Origin of the sequence: Corynebacterium gottingense (genome assembly GCF_002285125.1) — a bacterium.
Classification (GTDB): domain Bacteria; phylum Actinomycetota; class Actinomycetes; order Mycobacteriales; family Mycobacteriaceae; genus Corynebacterium; species Corynebacterium gottingense.
This window is the reverse complement of sequence record NZ_NSGN01000004.1, coordinates 18,120-35,442: the sequence shown is the minus strand read 5'-3', so window position 1 is coordinate 35,442 and position 17,323 is coordinate 18,120. Positions and strand designations below refer to the sequence as shown.

The 17,323-nt window shown below is 65.9% G+C and carries 18 protein-coding genes; 12 read left to right on the top strand and 6 right to left on the bottom strand.

Going from position 1 to position 17,323, the window contains the following annotated elements; all coding sequences use genetic code 11:
• Positions 1 to 105 precede the first annotated feature (105 nt).
• Positions 106 to 1,341, bottom strand: coding sequence for an esterase-like activity of phytase family protein (locus CKJ82_RS05085; RefSeq protein ID WP_095537295.1), 1,236 nt, complete (start codon positions 1,339 to 1,341; stop codon positions 106 to 108).
• 144 nt (positions 1,342 to 1,485) lie between these two features.
• On the opposite strand from CKJ82_RS05085, the gene CKJ82_RS05080 reads away from it, so the two are divergent.
• The gene (locus CKJ82_RS05080; RefSeq protein WP_095537294.1) at positions 1,486 to 2,331 is read left to right on the top strand and encodes a hypothetical protein; all 846 of its coding nucleotides are present in this window, start codon (positions 1,486 to 1,488) and stop codon (positions 2,329 to 2,331) included.
• Here the strand turns inward: CKJ82_RS05080 and CKJ82_RS05075 are convergent, their stop codons facing one another.
• Both CKJ82_RS05075 and CKJ82_RS05070 read right to left on the bottom strand, forming a co-directional pair.
• Positions 2,332 to 2,595: a hypothetical protein gene (locus CKJ82_RS05075; protein WP_095537293.1), complete on the bottom strand. Its 264-nt coding sequence runs from the start codon at positions 2,593 to 2,595 to the stop codon at positions 2,332 to 2,334.
• A complete protein-coding gene (locus CKJ82_RS05070) occupies positions 2,588 to 2,989 on the bottom strand; it encodes a guanyl-specific ribonuclease (RefSeq protein ID WP_095537292.1) in 402 nt (133 codons plus the stop codon). The genes CKJ82_RS05075 and CKJ82_RS05070 overlap by 8 nt, the downstream gene beginning before the upstream one ends.
• Before the next feature lie 23 nt (positions 2,990 to 3,012).
• Between CKJ82_RS05070 and dnaG the strand changes: the two genes are divergently transcribed.
• The 3 genes from dnaG (at position 3,013) to CKJ82_RS05055 (ending at position 6,657) form a co-directional block, all read left to right on the top strand.
• Positions 3,013 to 4,905: a DNA primase gene (gene dnaG / locus CKJ82_RS05065; RefSeq protein ID WP_095537291.1), complete on the top strand. Its 1,893-nt coding sequence runs from the start codon at positions 3,013 to 3,015 to the stop codon at positions 4,903 to 4,905.
• A gap of 108 nt (positions 4,906 to 5,013) precedes the next feature.
• A complete protein-coding gene (locus CKJ82_RS05060; protein WP_095537290.1) occupies positions 5,014 to 6,072 on the top strand; it encodes an HNH endonuclease signature motif containing protein in 1,059 nt (352 codons plus the stop codon).
• A 102-nt stretch (positions 6,073 to 6,174) separates the two neighbouring features.
• Entirely contained in the window at positions 6,175 to 6,657 is a 483-nt protein-coding gene (locus CKJ82_RS05055; RefSeq protein ID WP_095537289.1) for a hypothetical protein, read from the top strand.
• 70 nt (positions 6,658 to 6,727) lie between these two features.
• On the opposite strand, the gene CKJ82_RS05050 is transcribed toward CKJ82_RS05055, so the two are convergent.
• Positions 6,728 to 7,363, bottom strand: a complete 636-nt coding sequence (locus CKJ82_RS05050) for an 8-oxoguanine DNA glycosylase OGG fold protein (RefSeq protein WP_095537288.1) — start codon at positions 7,361 to 7,363, stop codon at positions 6,728 to 6,730.
• A 43-nt stretch (positions 7,364 to 7,406) separates the two neighbouring features.
• On the opposite strand from CKJ82_RS05050, the gene CKJ82_RS05045 reads away from it, so the two are divergent.
• Positions 7,407 to 8,009, top strand: a complete 603-nt coding sequence (locus tag CKJ82_RS05045) for a MazG nucleotide pyrophosphohydrolase domain-containing protein (protein WP_095537287.1) — start codon at positions 7,407 to 7,409, stop codon at positions 8,007 to 8,009.
• Between the two features lie 6 nt (positions 8,010 to 8,015).
• Here the strand turns inward: CKJ82_RS05045 and CKJ82_RS05040 are convergent, their stop codons facing one another.
• Entirely contained in the window at positions 8,016 to 8,453 is a 438-nt protein-coding gene (locus CKJ82_RS05040; RefSeq protein WP_240510693.1) for a hypothetical protein, read from the bottom strand.
• Positions 8,454 to 8,614: 161 nt separating this feature from the next.
• Between CKJ82_RS05040 and CKJ82_RS05035 the strand changes: the two genes are divergently transcribed.
• The 7 genes from CKJ82_RS05035 (at position 8,615) to CKJ82_RS05005 (ending at position 16,254) form a co-directional block, all read left to right on the top strand.
• A complete protein-coding gene (locus CKJ82_RS05035; RefSeq protein WP_240510692.1) occupies positions 8,615 to 9,427 on the top strand; it encodes a lytic transglycosylase domain-containing protein in 813 nt (270 codons plus the stop codon).
• 132 nt (positions 9,428 to 9,559) lie between these two features.
• Positions 9,560 to 10,837, top strand: a complete 1,278-nt coding sequence (gene eno, locus CKJ82_RS05030; protein WP_095537285.1) for a phosphopyruvate hydratase — start codon at positions 9,560 to 9,562, stop codon at positions 10,835 to 10,837.
• A gap of 161 nt (positions 10,838 to 10,998) precedes the next feature.
• Positions 10,999 to 13,047, top strand: coding sequence for a CAP domain-containing protein (locus CKJ82_RS05025; RefSeq protein ID WP_095537284.1), 2,049 nt, complete (start codon positions 10,999 to 11,001; stop codon positions 13,045 to 13,047).
• 100 nt (positions 13,048 to 13,147) lie between these two features.
• Positions 13,148 to 13,759 carry a hypothetical protein gene (locus CKJ82_RS05020; protein ID WP_095537283.1) on the top strand — a complete coding sequence of 204 codons (612 nt, stop codon included), beginning with the start codon at positions 13,148 to 13,150 and terminating at the stop codon, positions 13,757 to 13,759.
• 54 nt (positions 13,760 to 13,813) lie between these two features.
• The gene (locus CKJ82_RS05015) at positions 13,814 to 14,410 is read left to right on the top strand and encodes an FtsB family cell division protein (RefSeq protein ID WP_095537282.1); all 597 of its coding nucleotides are present in this window, start codon (positions 13,814 to 13,816) and stop codon (positions 14,408 to 14,410) included.
• Positions 14,411 to 14,613: 203 nt separating this feature from the next.
• Entirely contained in the window at positions 14,614 to 15,768 is a 1,155-nt protein-coding gene (locus CKJ82_RS05010) for an ImmA/IrrE family metallo-endopeptidase (protein WP_095537281.1), read from the top strand.
• Positions 15,769 to 15,771: 3 nt separating this feature from the next.
• Entirely contained in the window at positions 15,772 to 16,254 is a 483-nt protein-coding gene (locus CKJ82_RS05005; protein ID WP_095537280.1) for a DUF4411 family protein, read from the top strand.
• A gap of 199 nt (positions 16,255 to 16,453) precedes the next feature.
• Here CKJ82_RS05005 and CKJ82_RS05000 read toward each other — a convergent pair whose 3' ends face one another.
• Complete coding sequence (locus CKJ82_RS05000; RefSeq protein WP_095537279.1) at positions 16,454 to 17,314, bottom strand: hypothetical protein; 861 nt, start codon at positions 17,312 to 17,314, stop codon at positions 16,454 to 16,456.
• Positions 17,315 to 17,323: the final 9 nt, after the last annotated feature.

The window sequence follows — 17,323 nt, the reverse complement described above, 5'->3', positions numbered from 1 at the left end:
CAACTTTCTTTCCGTGGTTCGTGTCACAACTGTGAGAAGTATGCCACACATCACACGGCGTGGTGCAAAGTGGGGGGCGTTGCTTATCGACGCTCCCCCGCCCCCTTACGGCACAAGAACTGTGTGAAATAGTGTTGACTGTGTGTCGTTGAAATTGTCGTCGACAGCAATGTGGAGGGTACGGCGGCCGTCATCCAGCATTGGCCCCCATGAAAGTGCCTCGACGTTGTCGGGCTGCGGTGGGTTGTCGGCGAAGTCGTACACCAATTCTTTAGTTGCGAGCTGCTCAGTCCCGTCGAGCGTGTCCTTGCCGAGAACATCGTCCGCGCCGCTGAGTGTGAGTCGGTAAATCTCTCCGCGGACTTCGCCGCTTTTTCCCAGCTCAGGGTAGAACCCGCGCTCAAGGACATAGAGCGACCCGTCTTCTGCCTCGAGCACGGATGTGATTCCGCGACCGGGGTTCGCGCGTACCGCGTACTCGTGAGTGGCGTTTCCGTTGGCCAGGTTATATTCGGTGATGCGATTGACTGAGCTGTGCTTCGGATCGTTGCTGGTCCCGTCTTGCGCGAGCGCATTCTCATTGATTGTCAGCGCGGTTGTACCACCATCCGCCAATGTCATTGCTTCCGGTCCGTTGTTGTGGTGGATGCCCTTCGTGTCGTGTCCATCGGGGAAGTGGTATGCGGGTGGATTGATTCGGCGGACTTCGCGACCAGCAGCGGTCGACTCAATCAGTTGCGGTGGAGCGACCTGTCCCTCGCGCGCGTCTCCCTCGGTGGTCCACAACAAGTTGCCATTGGGCAGCTGGCGAATCTCTTCCGCGTCGATGAATTCGGTGTAGTCGGAGCCGTCAGGAAGCGTGAGGCGCACCTCACCTTCATGCGCGAACCTGCGATGATCCTGAGTAGTGAAGATGTATGCGCGGATAGGGCCGTGTTCATGCTTGTCATCGGAAATTGCGATGTATCGCCCATCCTCGAGCTGATCCATGCCGCTGAGCCCGCCGATCGCGGGGTCATGCTCAGTCGCACTGAAGTCAAAACGACTGACGTACTCTGCACTTGGGAGATCGCTGGATGACACTCCCTCTTCGTTCTTCTCTGCCCCTGCGGCCAGAAGCACCTGAATGGCTACAGTGAGCGCGCCGCCTATGAGCACGCCGATACCGGCAACGGCGGCGACAGCCGCCGTAACCGGCACCGTTACTTCGCCTACGTGAAGCGAAGTGCCGTTCTGGCCGACCGTGACCGGAACCGCAGCACTCGGGTCTGCAGTGGCTGTGACTGGCGAGAGCGCGATCGAAGCTGAGACCCCTAACGCGATGACGGTACGACTACGCATGCGTGACTCCTTTGAGAGATACAAATGTAATATCTCACATCTTAAAACCGTCCCTGGAACATGCAACTTGGCCACAGCCACCGTTACGCTCCTACCGCAACTCCCGATACAACAAGTAGACGGCTCACAGAAAGGACACGCACCATGCGCACTTCATACCTCCCCGCCTTCTCCGCCGCGGCCCTCGCCGCCGCAGCCCTTGTCGCCCCGCACGCCACGGCCGCGGAGCTCGCGCCCAAGGGCGAGGCGTCCTGCACGCTCACGATGACCGCCGCCGAGCGCGCCTACGCCGACTCCTTCAAGAGCGAGGAAAAGGACCTGGGCGGCAAGCGGATCGCCGGCACGTGGGTCCGCGCCATCGAGGACGTCTACCCCGAGGCCAGCGCCTACAACGACCTCGACCTCCTGCAGAAGGTCATGCCCCGCAGCCTGGCGGAGCACTACCTGGCGGTGCGCGGGTCCGAAGCCGCCGCCGACGTCCCGTTCGGCCCGACCGCCGAGGCGGTCGCGGGCCTGGGCGCCGTCAACGTCGCCGACAGCACTGCCGCCGCGGGGAACCGCGAAAACGAGCGCTCGCTGACGCAGCAGCTGCAGGCCGCGTTCCCCGGGCTGGCCAAGGAAAAGGCGGATTCGCTGGCGTACGTGCTGCAAAATGACGCCACCGGCAAGTACTTCAACGACCGCCTGGCCTACCACCAGGCGCTCGAGCAGGCGGAGCTGCGCTGCCACAACCTGCTTGCCGGTAGCGCGAAGCTGGCTAACGTCGACCTGCCCACCGCGGATCCCGTGCAGAGCGCGCCCGCGCCGGGCAGCTCGCAGCCGCACCGGGGCGAGGCGTCGTCGGCAGGCGCGACCGCAGGCGTCGTCGTCTTCTCGCTGCTTGCGGCGCTCGGCGTGTCGCTCGCGATCGTGGCCGCGGTGGGTCCCCAGCTCGGCATCGCGCTGCCGGAGTTCCCGGACCTCTCGGACCTCGCGAATATCCAGGTCTAGCTAGCGCACCAGCTCGACGCGGTTGTCGCGGAAGACGGCCGTGACCTTGCGCGTCTCGTCCGCCGGCAGGTGCCAGTCGCAGGCGACGACGCGCGCCGGCCGCGCCTCGCGCAGCAGGTCGGCGAGGCCGTCGAGGTTGCGCGGCGCCGGGCGGTCGGGCCCGAACACCGCGACGGAGATCGCCCCGGCGACGTCCGCGACCGTGTGCACCGGCGCGGTGAGCAGCACCGGGTTTCGGTTCCGTCCGTGTCCTGTCCTATACATCTTGAACCTCCTCCACCTGGCAGAAGCTCTCGTAGTGGTCGGCGGTGTAGTACCACACCTCGGGGGTCTCGTCGCCGGCGCCGCCGTCGTTGTCGCGGCTTCCGGTGATGATGCGCCGCGCGCCGCGGTGCGACACGCCCGGGGTGTCCACGGTGAACTCGCGGTAGAAGCCTAAGTCCTCGTCGGGGAGTACGCCCTCGTAGTTGCCAAAGCGGGCGTTGTCGTTGTCGGGGTAGAGGAACGGCCCGCCACGCTGCACGAGCGAGATCGTCTCGCGGGCCTCTTGCGGGAGGTTTTCGCAGGTTGGGATGGTGGGGGACGCGGGGGCGTCGATAAGCGAGCATGCGCTGAGCACGCCCGCGAGTGCGACGACAAGCTTTTTCACGCCACGCATTGTTGCACACTACGATTGGGCGCATGGCAAGGGGCAGGATTCCGGAAAGCGACATCGAGGCGATCCGCGAGCGCGCGGCGATCGAAGAGATCGTCGGCGAGTATGTCCAGCTCAAACCGGCGGGCCACGACTCGCTGAAGGGCCTGAGCCCCTTTAAGGACGAGAAGACGCCGAGTTTCCACGTCCGCCCCGCGCGCGGCTACTACCACTGCTTTTCCACCGGCAAGGGCGGCGACGTCTTCAACTTCCTCATGGAGCTGGAGCAGCTCACGTTCCCCGAGGCCGTCGAGGCGGTCGCGGACACGATCGGCTACCACATCAACTACCAGGGCGGATCCACAGGCGCGCGCGACGTCAAGCCCGGCACCCGCCAGCGCCTCCTGGCCGCGAACAAGGCGGCGCACGAGTTCTACCGCGAGCAGCTCGAGGCCCCGGAGGCTGAGCCGGGCCGCAAATTCCTGCTCGAGCGTGGCTTTGACAAGGAGCTCATCTACCGCTTCGAGTGCGGCTACGCGCCCGACGGCTGGGACACCCTGACCAAGCACCTGCTCCGCCGCGGCTTCGAGGTGCAGGAGCTTATCGACGCCGGCATTTCCTCCATGGGCCGCCGCGGACCCATCGACAAGTTCCGCCGCCGCCTCATCTGGCCGATCAAGGACGCCGCCGGCAACACCATCGGCTTCGGCGCCCGCAAGCTCTTCGACGACGACCCGATGGGCAAGTATATGAACACGCAGGACACGCTCCTGTACCACAAATCGAAGGTCCTGTTCGGCCTGGACCTGGCCAAGCGCGACATCTCGGAGCGGCACCAGACCGTGATCGTGGAGGGCTACACGGACGTCATGGCCATGCACGCGGCGGGCGTGACCACCGCCGTGGCGGCGTGCGGCACGGCGTTCGGCGCGGACCACCTCTCCGCGATCCGCCGCCACATGCTGGACGACAGCTACTTCCGCGGCGAGCTCATCTACACCTTCGACGGCGACGAGGCCGGCCAGAAGGCGGCCATGCGCGCCTTCGAGGGCAACCAGCAGTTCACGGGGCAGTCCTTCGTCTCCGTCGCGCCGGACGGGATGGATCCGTGCGACCTGCGCCTGGCCCGCGGCGACGTGGCGCTGCGCGACCTGGTGGCCAAGCGCGTGCCCATGTTCGAGTTCGTCATCGAATCTCTGCTCGCCGACTACTCGCTCGACTCCGCCGAGGGCCGCGTGCAGGCGCTGCGCCGCACCGTCCCCGTCGTCGCCTCCATCAAGGACACCGTCCTGCAGCAGGAGTACGCGCGCCGCCTCGCGGGCTGGGTCGGCTGGCCCAACCCGGACGAGGTGCTCGACCAGGTGCGGAGTGCTTCTCGACGCCCCCAGAAACCCAACCGACGCCCCCGCCCCACCCCCTCCGCCTCCGAACCGGCCCCCGGCCAGCCCCCGGCCCTGCAACCGCCGAACCCGCAGGACCCGCTCCTGTGGCCGCAACGCGAGGCGCTGAAGATCGCGCTGCAATACCCGGACAAGGCGGGCACCTACTTCGAGGGCATCAACCCGGACGCGTTCACCAACGACGCCTACCGCCAGGTCCGCGAGGCCATCGCCAGCGCGGGCGGCGTCGCCTCCGCCACCGAGCACGGCGCAAACTTCCTCGCCGCCGTCGCCGCGGAGATGCGCGACCTGGCCGGCCGCAACTTCGTCTCCGAGCTCGCCGTCGAGCCGATCCACGCCGACGACATGGACCGCTACGTCGACTCCGTGCTCTCACGCCTGCAGGAGACGCGCGTGGGTGACCAGATCGCGCAGCTGAAGTCCCAGCTCCAGCGCATGCGCCCCTCCGAGGAGCCAGAGGCCTACAACGCCCTGTTCTCGGACCTCGTGGCGCTGGAGCAGGCGCGCCGCGAGCTCAACGACCGCGCCTCGCGCGCCTAACCCCTTTTAGACGCAGCGAACACCGCCTCGGTTCCCTTTCGGCGGCAAAGTCGGAGAAGAATCACAAACCCTTGTGACCTGCCCCGATGGGACCATAATGTGGTCGGCATGGACACCTTGACAGACATCGACGCGCTCATCGACCTGGACCGCCGCGCCATCGCGCTCGCGGGCCTCGTCGCGGGCATGACCGCCGCGGAGCTCACCGCGCGCGGCATGGAGGCGGATCGCGCCGAGCAGTTTGTCACCGTCGCCACCACCTTCTACGGCCCGACCTCCCACAGCGCCTACCAGCGCCGCTGCCGCGACAAAGCGCTGGAGAACGGCCACCGCCTGGATACCCTCGCGTACATCGCCCGCGCGTCGCGCACGATCACCGACCCCACGGAGCGCTGGCAGTTCCGCGAGGCGTTGTGCGCGACGTCTGGCGACGGGGCGGAGGTGCGTCGTCAAGCGCGAGCCCTCAAACGCACACCCACGCCGCCGCCCGCGCACGGCTACCGCGTGGCGCGGTACGCCGACGGCACGATGCGGCTCTCCTTCGTCGGGCCCTCGGCGCAGCTCCAGGACGTCGTCGACTCGATGGAGGCCGACGCGCAAAGCGATTCGCTTTTCGACGCCACCGCCTGGCTCCTCAGCCGCAAACCCGTCGCCGAAACCACGGCCGTCGCCAACGTTGTGCTCACCGTGACCGACTACGTCCGGATCCTCACCGGCGACGGCGACGACATCCGGGTCGAGATGTCCAACGGCGCCGTGCTCACGGGCGCGGAACTGCTCGAGCGCAAGCTGCAGGGCAACGGCTACATCACGCTTGTCTCGCCGATGGAGGGGCCGCTCAACACGTATCGGGCGCGATTTGCCCACGACAAGCACCGGCGGATGATCGACACCGACGGCGCCCGGTGCTGCTGGCCGGACTGCCGCGCGCCGGCCGCGAAGGCGCAGGCGCACCACATCCACGAATACCGCGACGGCGGCGAGACGCACGCCGGGAACCTGTGCTGGCTGTGCTCGTTCCACAACGGAGTCAACGGATTGCCGCAGTTCGGACGGGTGGAGCGGCGCGCCGGGCGGATCGTGTGGATCAGCCCGGGCGGCCACGTCGTACCGACGGGGCGCGCCTACTCCGCGGTGGACGGGGAGCCGCCACCGACGTCCCCGTAAACGCTCACACCAAGGCGCGCCGGTGAGGCGGCGCCGCTTTGGCGTGCCAAAAAACTTCCGAACAGCTGTAACGCGCACCGCATACACGTAGATTAAATGAGTATGAGCACACAGCACCGCGCGGCCCGCGTCGCCGCCCTCTCCGCAGTCCTGACCCTGTCCGCAACCTCCGTCATCAACGCCGCCCCCGCGTCCGCAGAAGAGCCGTTCGAAGGCAAAGACTGGACCGGCGGCTACTACGTTCCCGAAGAGGAGTTCCCGTCTGACCCCGGCTACGCCACCACGTGGCGCAGCTACGACGTCATCCGCTTCGGCGCCCCCGGCTTCTTCGACTACGGCACCAACGGCGTCCGCGTCCTTGGCAAGTTCGAAGGCGACCGCATCCTCTGTCTCTCCAACGCGAAGGCCGGCATGCAGTCCTGCGAGGTCGAGGGCCAGAAGATCACTGAGTTCCAGGGACTTCCGAAGACCATCACCACGGACCCGACCGTCGCGATGCTCGCGCCGGTCGTCGGCATCGTCCTGGCGCTCGGCTACAGGTTCAGCAACCTCGGCCTCACCGGCATCAGCGGCCTGAGCAGCTAACGCCCAATACAACAAACGGCGCCCGTCCCCGAAACGTTGGGGGACGGGCGCCGTCTGCGTTGCGCGGGCGTTAGGCGTCGGCGTGCTTGCGGAGCGCGTACTCCACCGCGTCGAGCGGCAGGGAGGAGTCGTGGGCGTCGCGGGCCTCGCGAAGCGCCGTGAGGTACTCGGCGTAGTCATCGGCGGTCCAGTCGGCGTCCTTGGACAGCCCGGCGCCGGCGGCGCGCTTGGAGCAGATGATCACCGGCTTCTCGTCGCCGGCCTCCTGCGGCCCGGCGAGGAAATAGGCCACGTGCGACGCGAACTTCGGTGCCAGCCCGGTTTCAACGAGCGACGCGTAGGCGTCCACCGCGGACTTACCGCCGATGTTGCGGATCGCCTGCAGCAGCTGGTTGGCCTTGTGCTTGTTGCGCAAGAACTGCTGCAGCTGCATGACCTGGTTCGACTGGCCGGCCGCGAACGCGAAGGCGGCGCCGAGGAAGTCGATGATCTGGTCGCGGTTGTAGTCCGAGTCGACCACGTCCTGAGCGAAGAGGAACACGTCGCGGCGGGTCAGCGACGCGGTGGCGTCGTCGCGGAACGGCGGGACGCGGCGGAGGTGGTGCGGCCATCCGGTTTTCCAGCGGATGGGGGAGAAGGTCGAGGAGTCTGCGGCGACGTCCTCGGGGGTTGGGGTGGCGTCGTGAAGCGCTTCTGCGATTGTCATGCGTCCATCCTTGCATGTCCGGGTGGCCGCTACAATGCGCGGTATGACTGTGTTGGTGCTTGATGCTCGGTGGCCGCAGATGGTGCCGGTGGACGTGGTGCAGCGGCTGGTTGGGCCGCTGGCGTTCACCGCGGAGGTGCCGGTGTCGGTGCGGTGGTCGCTGAGCGCGCCGTCGACGGTGGGCGAGCCGTGGCTGGTCACGACGGATCCCGCCGACCCCGAGGTGCGCGAGCGCGCCGCGGCCGGCGAGGACGTCGTGCGCGTGCCGTCGCTTGAGGACCCGATCGCGGAGGCCCGCCGCGTCATGCGCGACGCCCGTCGCCGCGGCGAGTGGGAGCGGCAGATGACGCACGTGAGCCTGCTGCCGTTTCTTCGCGAGGAATCAGCCGAGCTGGCGGAGGCGATCGAGCAGGGCGCGGGTGATGAGGCGTTGAAGCATGAGCTTGCCGACGTCCTCCTGCAAGTCCTCTTCCACGCCGAAATCGCCGACGAGCGCGGCGCATTCGATTTCGGCGACGTCGCTGCGGCGTTCGTGGCGAAGATGCGCTCGCGGGCCCCGTATTTCTTCGACGGGTCGACGGGGCTCGTGGATCAGGCGACGCAGGACCGCCTCTGGGCGGAGGGCAAAGCCCGCGAGGCGGACTAGCCGCGGTTACTGCGCGGCGACGGCGGGCAGCAAGTTGCGGATCTCCGGCAGGCCGGCCTGCGAGGACATCTGCGAGCTCATCGCGATGGCCTGGTTGAGCGGGGTGGCCTGGTCCGGCTTGACCACGCCGCACTCGAGGGCGCGGTCGCCGAGCGTGTTCACGGTGGGGGCGGCGACGAGGCGCAGGGCTGCGTCCTCGCCGACGGCCTTGTTGACGTTGCCGACGAACTGGGAGCGGGTGGTGTTTTCGTCGGCAAGCCCGGTGCCGCGGACGACGGTGCGCAGGGCGTTGCAGTCCATCGTCTTGACGTTGCCGTTGAGGACGCGGACCAGCTCGACGTAGTTGGTGTCGGCGCCGGCGGTGGCGGGGGAGATGAGCGACGTGGCGACGAGCACGCCCGCGGCGGCGAGGGCGGTGCGGCGCAGGGCAGCGATTGCGGTCATGGGGGTTCCTTCCGGGAAGCAAGAATTTTCGGGTACGTGGCGTGGGCCGTTCGGCCGTCCGCGCAACAGCCTACACGTTACGCAAGTGACGCGTGTGACTCGTGTGACTCACGGCCTGCCCGTTCCTGTCTGGCACCGCGGGGCCGGTATGCTCGGCAGCTATGGCAAATTCGACTCACGCCCGTCGCGCCGCCCGTGGCTGCGGCTGCGTCGGCCTCCTCGTCATGACGCTCGCCGTCGTGCTGGCCATCTCCGTGGTGGCGTGGGTCCTCTCGTTCCTGGGGCAGCCGATCCCGCGCCAGACCCGCACCCCGGTCCCCGACACGATCCCCCCGGCGGCCGCCGAGGCGCCCCCGCTCATCAACGTCCACGCCCCCGGCCGCACCTCCGACCAGCTCGCCGAGTGGGCCGCCCCGATCGCGGAGCAGACGGGCGTCGACGCGCAGGCGGTGCGCGCCTACGGCAACGCGGCCCTTATCGCGGCGGAGGCGTGGCCGGCCTGCCACCTGAACTGGAATACGCTCGCCGGCATCGGCTGGGTGGAGACGCGTCACGGCACGTATACGGGGCACACGTTTGATTCTGCCCGGTTGGGTGAGGATGGGGTGGCGGTGCCGTCGATAATCGGCCCCCAGCTTGACGGCAGCGAATCCTTCGCGGTGGTCCACGACACGGACGGCGGCGAGTTCGATGGCGACACGACGTTTGACCGCGCGCTCGGGCCCATGCAGTTTATCCCGGAGTCGTGGCAGCGCTACGGGCGCGACGCGAACGGCGACGGCTACCCGGATCCGCAGCAGATTGACGACGCCGCCCTCGGCACCGCCAACCTCCTGTGCGCGAACGGGCGCGACCTGGACACGGAGGACGGATGGTACGACGCGGTGCACGCCTACAACCAGTCCAACGAGTACGTGCGTAAGGTGCGCAACGCGGCGGCGAACTACGCGCTGAACCAGTCGGCGCCCCGCTAACACCACACGACCGGGCGTATCCAAACACAAACGGGGCTACCGATTCCCCGTCGGGGCGAGCATTCTCGGCAAAACTCTGGAAGAATTGGGAGGCGGAAACTTCAATGTCCACTCTCAAGGAGTTGAGCCCCAATGGCTATCATTATCCACGCCTTCGCCCGCGAGATTCTTGATTCCCGCGGCAACCCCACCGTCGAGGCAGAGGTGCTGCTCGACGATATGTCCAGCGGCGTCGCTGGCGTTCCCTCCGGCGCGTCCACTGGTGTGCACGAGGCCCACGAGCTGCGTGACGGCGGCGACCGTTACAACGGCAAGGGCGTGCAGAAGGCCGTGGAGAACGTCAACGAGGAGATCGCTGACGCTGTGGCCGGCATCGATGCTGATGACCAGCGCCTGATTGATAAGGCCATGATTGACCTGGACGGCACCGACAACAAGTCCCGCCTGGGCGCCAACGCCATCCTGGGTGTGTCCATCGCCGCCGCGAAGGCCGCTGCGGAGTCCGCCGGCCTGCCGCTGTACCGCTACATCGGCGGCCCGAACGCGCATATCCTGCCGGTCCCGATGATGAACATCGTTAACGGCGGCGCTCACGCTGACTCCGGCGTGGACGTCCAGGAGTTCATGATCGCCCCGATCGGCGCCGAGTCCTTCGCCGAGGCGCTGCGCATGGGCGCCGAGGTCTACCACGCGCTGAAGTCCGTGATCAAGGCCAAGGGCCTGTCCACCGGCCTGGGCGACGAGGGCGGCTTCGCCCCGTCCGTCGACTCCACCAAGGCTGCGCTCGACCTCATCGTCGAGGCCATTGAGAAGGCCGGCCTGAAGCCGGGCGAGGACATAGCCCTGGCGCTCGACGTCGCGTCCTCCGAGTTCTTCGAGGACGGCGTGTACAAGTTCGAGGGCGGCGAGCACTCCGCCGAGGAGATGGCGAAGGTCTACGAGGAGCTCATTGAGCAGTACCCGATCGTCTCCATCGAGGATCCGCTGCAGGAGGACGACTGGGAGGGCTACACCAAGCTCACCGCCGCGATCGGCGACAAGGTCCAGATCGTCGGCGACGACTTCTTCGTCACCAACCCGGACCGCCTGGCGCGCGGCATCGAGGAGAAGGCTGCGAACGCCCTGCTGGTGAAGGTTAACCAGATCGGTACCCTCACCGAGACCTTCGACGCAGTCGACCTGGCTCACCGCAACGGCTACCGCACCATGATGTCCCACCGCTCCGGCGAGACCGAGGACACCACCATCGCGGACCTCGCCGTCGCCCTGGGCTGCGGCCAGATCAAGACCGGTGCCCCGGCCCGTTCCGAGCGCGTTGCCAAGTACAACCAGCTGCTGCGCATCGAGCAGGAGCTTGACGACGCCGCCGTGTACGCCGGCCGCTCCGCGTTCCCGCGCTTTAAGAAGTAAGCGCTTTTCGACGCCCCCTTGCACCCCGCCCAACGCGGGCAGCAAGGGGGTTTCGCGTGCGCGCATATTCTTCCAATTTTCTTGGGTAATGCTTGGGGCTTTCTGTGTACGGGCGGATAGGGTTGTGTCTGCGACTTCCCGTGCCGAGAAAGGCCGTTCCCGTGTATTCCCGTACTTTCGTCGCCGTTGCTGCGGCGATCTCACTTTCCCTTGCCCTCGTCCAGGCGCCGGCGGCGCTCGCCGCTGTCTCCGACACCGCCAGCGCTACGATCGCCACCACCGCTGATCCTGCAAACCAGTACCAGGCTGACCTGGCCACCTGGAAGCAGGAACTCGCCGACGCCGAGCAGGCCGTGGCGGACGCCGAGGAGGCGCGCACCGCCGCGGAGTCGGACGCTGAGGCGCAGCAGGCAAAGGCCGACGCTGCGCAGGCGGACCTGGACGCCGCCACGACACAGTACGAGCAGGCGAAGGCCGACCTAGCCGACCTCGACGTGACCGCGCTGGAGCGGGACGTCCAGCAGGCGAAGGACGCGCTCGCTGCTGCGGAGGCCGCCGCGTCGGCAGCCGCCCAGTCTGCCCAGGACGCCGCGGCCGCGGAAGCTGAGGCGGCAAAGCGCCTCGGCGAAGCGGAACTGCGGCGCGATGCGCAGGCGGACGTTGTCGCGGAGCTCGAGCGCACGAGCGACGAGGCGGATGATCAGCTGTACTCCGTCGGCGCGGAGCTCGACGACCTTGAACGCCGCGACATCTCCGGTTCGGATTACTCCGTCCAGGACTGGAAGCGCCTTGCCTCCCAGTCCATCGAGGAAATGATCAATGAGTACCGCGAGGCCCACGGCCTCCACCCGCTGACGGTGCACCCCGTCTTTACCGAGCAAGCCGAGGCCTGGTCCGAAGTGATGGCGCGTGACTACGACGAGTCCGGCGACCTCGACGCCGCGTTCCGCCACTCGGATATGGACGGGTGGGGCCATTCCGGAGAGAACATCATCTTTGATTACAACTCGGGCCGTGGCAAAGAGGTCGACGCGTGGACGCGCCAGACTTGGGAGTCGGTCCCGTACATGTTCTTTGACAGGTGGCGCCACTCACCTGGGCACAACCGGAACATGCTCGCACCGCATGTGCAGCGCATGGGCGTGGGCATCGCGACCGACAGCAAAGGCGGAATTTTTGGCACAACGATGTTCTTCATCGAAGACGCGCGCACTGATACTGGTAGCTACGGCCTCGACGAGATGACCCGCAAGGCGTTGGAAAGCGGCGAGCCGTTCTACCTCCCCGCGGGCGCGACCGACTTCATGCGAGCAGAATCCCTGGCCAACCCAGAATTCAACCCCGGCGACGAACGAGATTACGGCGATCTAATCCTCGACGGCTTGGACAAGTCCGAGTACACCGATGCAGGACTGGATCCGTCAGTTGAACCGGTTGACCTTACCGAGGCAATCGAGTCCTTCACCCAGCAGTACATCGCGCTGGAGCATCGCTCCACCCAGGCCGCGGAAGAGGCGGCTGCGGCTTCCGCGGAGCTGGACCGCCTCACCGGCCAGTTCGACGAGGCCAAGGCCGCGCACGAGGACGCCACCGCGGCACGGGAGAAGGCTGAAAAGGCGGAGGTGGACGCAAACGTCGACGTCGTCAGCACGAATTCCCGCTTGACCTCCGCATCCACAGCGCTGGAGCGCAAGCGCGCAATCCCGCGCGAGCCGTATGAGCAGTCGCTTGCCGACGCCACCGTCACCCTCGACCACGCCAAGTCCACCCTCGAAGCGGAACGCGCAGCAGCCGCCGAGCTCTCGGAGGCACAAGGCCCTGTGCGCGACGCCGTCGAATCCGCCCGCGCTGCCCTCGCACAGGTGCGCGCCCGGGAACCGCAGCCACCGGCTCCCGCTCCGGCTCCTGCACCAACGTCGGAGGACGTGACACCGGCCGAGACAACCATCACGGCGGCCACGCCGGCCGAGACGACCACGGCGGCCGAGACGACTACGGCAGCGACGCCGGCCGAGACGATCACCACCGCGGCCACGCCGGCCGAGGCGGCCACCACCGCGGCCCATGCACCCGCGGAGCCCGGGGGCAGCAGCACGGCTGGGACCGCCATCGCGGTCGTCGCCAGCCTGCTGGCAATCCTCGCCGCGGGGATCGCGTTCGCCCCGCAACTGGGTATCGACCTCTCCCAGTTCGGTATCCAGCTGCCCTGACACTAGGGGAGGGGCGCAGTACCCGCCCGCCTTGGGACAAACTGTGGGCGGGCGCTTAGGCTTGTGCGTGTCATCCTCATGCTCGTAGAAAGGCCACCCCGTGTCTTCCCGCTCCGCGCGCGCCCTCGCCGTCGCCACGGCCGGCTCCGTCATGCTGGCGCTCGCACCTGATGCCGCTGCATCCGCCCACGCCACCCAACTCGCCGCCGCCGAGCAGGCCGTGACCGACGCGAAGGCCGCGCTCGCGGAGGCGAAGCAGGCGGTTGAGGCGCAGCAGGCCAAGGTTGACGCCGCGCAGGTGACGCTGGGTCAGAAGGTGGAGGCGCGCAACGTCGCAAAGCGCAAGCTCGAGGCGCTCGATGCGGACGCCGCTGACGAGCAAGCGCTTGCCGACGCCACCGACGCAGTCAACGACGCTAACATCGACGCCGAAACCGAACGCGTCGAACTCTCCGTGCGCACACAGGCCGTGGAGGACGCGCGGGAGGAGCTGCGGCGCGCCACCGTCGCGCTGGCCAAGGCACAAGCGGACAAGCCGGCGGAGAAGGATGCCCCGGCGATACCTGCCGCAGGCACCGGTACCGATGGCAGCACTACCGCGGACACGGCCGTCGCAGTGGTCCTGGGCGTCCTCGCCGCCCTGGGAGCCGGTGTGGCGCTCGCGCCGCGGCTGGGAATCGACCTCTCCCAGTACGGCATCCAGCTGCCGTAGTCGCCCGCGCGCCTTCACACGCGCCCGGCCCGGAGGGCTACACTTCCAATCACTATGTCCTCACGCGTAACGCAGGAGCCCGGCCGGAGACGCGGGCGCAACAAAGCACCCCGAAGGGTGCCGGTGGCTTCGCGCGAGCGCGAGCAGCGCCGCCGCGCCGAAGAGGCCGCCGCTGGCGTGAAGAAGCGCCGCCTGCCCGCGCTGTTCCAGCAGGACATCACCAGCATGGCCATCCTCATCGCGCTCGTGATCGCGGTCCTTATCGCCATCGCGGTCCCGCTGCGCAACTACTACGAGGGTCGCGCCGAGATCGCCCGTGCGCAGTCCTCCATCGAGCAGCTGGAGCGCCGGAAAGCGCAGTTGGAAGAGGACATCGCGAAGTACGACGACCCCGCCTACGTGGAGCAGGAGACACGCCGCCGCCTGGGCGTGATGGCGGAGGGGGAGTCCGCCTGGCGCATCATCGACCCGCGCATGTCCCACAGCCCCTCCATCACCACCGATGAGCTTCCCGACGAGCGCTCCTGGCCCGCCGTCATGTGGGATTCGCTCCGCGAGCTCCCGGAAGCCCCCGAGTCCGCGGAGCCCCCGGAGTCCGTGGAGCCCCCGGCAGCGGAGGCGCCTGATGAGCTCGAAGCGCCTGCTGAATAAACGCGGCTTAGACTGCAGGCCTTTCGAATAGTGGCTTGCAGATGCCACTCTTCATTTTGAAGAGCGACCGGATATAGGTATTGAAAACCGTGGTCGAACTGGAATATTCTGGCTCTTGTTTGAATTTAATCATGTGAGACAGCCAAAACTACGTCCAGCTGTGACCACTAACGTGCCAAAGCGAGATTGAAGGGAGGGCAATAATGGGGACTCTGCGCATTGAAATTAACAAAGATGTTCTGGACTGGGCACTGCAACGTACAGGCCTAAATGAAGAAAAGCTCCTCGAGGAGTTTCCTAAACTCAACGATTGGCGCAAAGGCGACGTTGCCCCCACGTTTAAGCAGGCGAAGTCCCTGGCGGAGAAAGCTCACATCCCGTTTGGCCGCCTCCTTCTTGATGAACCTACGGGCGAAAGGACTGATGTCCCAGACTTTCGTACCGTAGGAAATCAGCGACTCGGTGGGATGAGCCCTGACCTCCAGGAGGTGATTCACTTAGCTGAGGGTCGTTTGGCTTGGTACGCGGAGTACGCCGCAGAGGTGGGGATTCCTGGTCCTCAAATTCTCCGACTCGTTCAGGAGGAACTCACTCCGAGCGCAGCCGCGCATCGGACCAGGCTTGCCCTGGGGTTCGACGCGGATTCCCCAATCCCAGGGCGAGACAAGGTCGGGGCCCTGGTGACCCAAATGGAGGATGCCGGAATGCTTGTGTCTCGGAACTCCGTTGTCGGAAACTCCACGAGCCGTCCCCTCGACGTTGATGAATTTCGGGGGTTTACCTTGATCAGTGGTACTTACTGTCTGGTGTTCATTAATACTCGAGATGCAAAGACAGCCCAGCTGTTTAGTCTTGCCCACGAACTGGCACACGTGGCTTTGGGGAAGGCCGGTATTTCAAATCATAGTGAGCACCACAAAGTCGAGCGTTGGTGTAACTCGTTTGCATCAGCATTTCTCGCTCCCGAGGTGTCAGTGAAGTCACGGTACGTCAAGGGAAAACCTCTCCTAGAGAACATTGCATCGCTGGCAGCTGAGTTTGGCATGAGCCGCGAGGCGGTGCTTTGGAGGTTACGGGAGATCGGCCTCATCGATGCTGAAGCGGCCAGCAAGGTACTGGCACTTGTCCGCGCAAATACAGAGGCGAAAACCCCTAAAGTTAGCAGTACGGGTGGTCCAGCGTTCCATATTCTGGTGCGGTCTCGCGTGGGCGGACGGTTTTATGAGACGGTTACCCTGGCGGCCCAGTCAGGAGAGATAGACGAGAGAGATGCCGCACGGTACCTTGGAGCTGCCTCGTACGAGTCGCTTAGAAAATTGATTCAGAATAGCGCTTGGGCGACCCAGGAGGTTGTATAACCAGTGTTTTTGGTTGATACGAACTTCCTGGGCACTGCTGAAACCCTTTATCCGGAGGATGTCTTCCCAACATTTTGGCGCGAGCTTGAACGTACGCTTTTCACTGGTGATGTGTTTTTCCACAGTAGTGTCGACACGGAGCTGAAAAAGTGGAGTCACCCGCGATTGAATTGGTACTTGAAGAACGTGGATCAACCAAAGCAAATTCTTCACCCAGATGGCGACGAAATCAATGCCTATCGCGAGGTCACGGAGTGGGCCGACAATCACCCGACGTACAATCATTCGGCTGCAACGACCTTCCTTAACGCGGCTGACTCGTGGCTCGTGGCTTCGGGCGCACGTTACGGGTACACAATCGTGTCCAATGAGAAGCCAGCTCCTAATTCAGTGAGCAAAATTAAGATTCCGGATGCGGCAGATGCATTCCAGGTGGAGTGTGTGACGCTTCTCGAATTTTTGAGGGTCCGCCGGATCAAGGTGTGACACTTTATCCGCTGGATACGACTTGACTCGTCCTCGGTGTTTACCCCACCTTGCGGGATTCACTCCGCGAGCTCCCGGGACCGGATAAACCAGCGCCCGATCCCGCAGAACTACCTGAGCAATCCGCGCACCAGGCACCAGAAGCACCGTAGAACGCCGAACCGCCCGCCGACGCCCCGAACCCGGACCCGGCGCAGCACTAACCCGATTCGCCGAGAAGCCGCAGCCCGAGCCGGAATTCGTCGTCGCACATGAGCGCGGCCCAGTCCCCGCCGAACGACAAGGCGTACTCCAGCACGGCTGACTGCACAAACGAGGGCGGTGCCGCGTGCCCGTCGCCCCAGTCGCCCGGCATTGCGCACCAGTCCACGCCGTACCTGTCGCTCAATGCATCGGCCCACGGGCGGTAGTGGTTCCGAATGTGGAACGCGTCGTCACGATTTTGCAAGTAGAGCACCTTGTTTGGCATCGCTGCCGAATACGCCGCAACCAAGTCTGTGGTCACATCATCCGCGCCTCCCGGCCAGCACGTGTCCACGTATTCGCGCACCCGCTGCCGGTTGTACTTCATAATGTCCGTCTGCGGGTTCATCGCCACTGCCAGCGACCCCGGCAACTGCAGCGAGTAGTACAGCGCCGCAAACCCGCCGGCTGAGGATCCCTGGCACACGACCACCTCGGCACCAAGCTCCTCCACCACGTGCTCAATCACGCGCACCAGATCTCGTTGGAGTGGCCGCTCCCGGTCTCCCGCGAACCAGCCGATGGACAGCCCCAATTCCAGCGACGGGTCTGATACGAACAGCACGGAGGCGTCGAGATCCTGCGTCACCTTCTGGCCCGTAAACACTGGAAGCGTGGCAGAAGACAGGTCAACCGCTGCGTGGAACGCCACCACGAGCGCGTTGCTCGAGCGTCGCACCAGCCGCACCTCCAACGCCCCAGCGCCGTAGCTGATGGCATGGATCCCGCTCGGCACGTTCCTCGCCGCAAACTCGTCGAGGCTCCCGTACGCGTACACGTCGCCCGCGTACCGCGAGTAGTCGCGCTCAGGATGCACGGTTCCTCC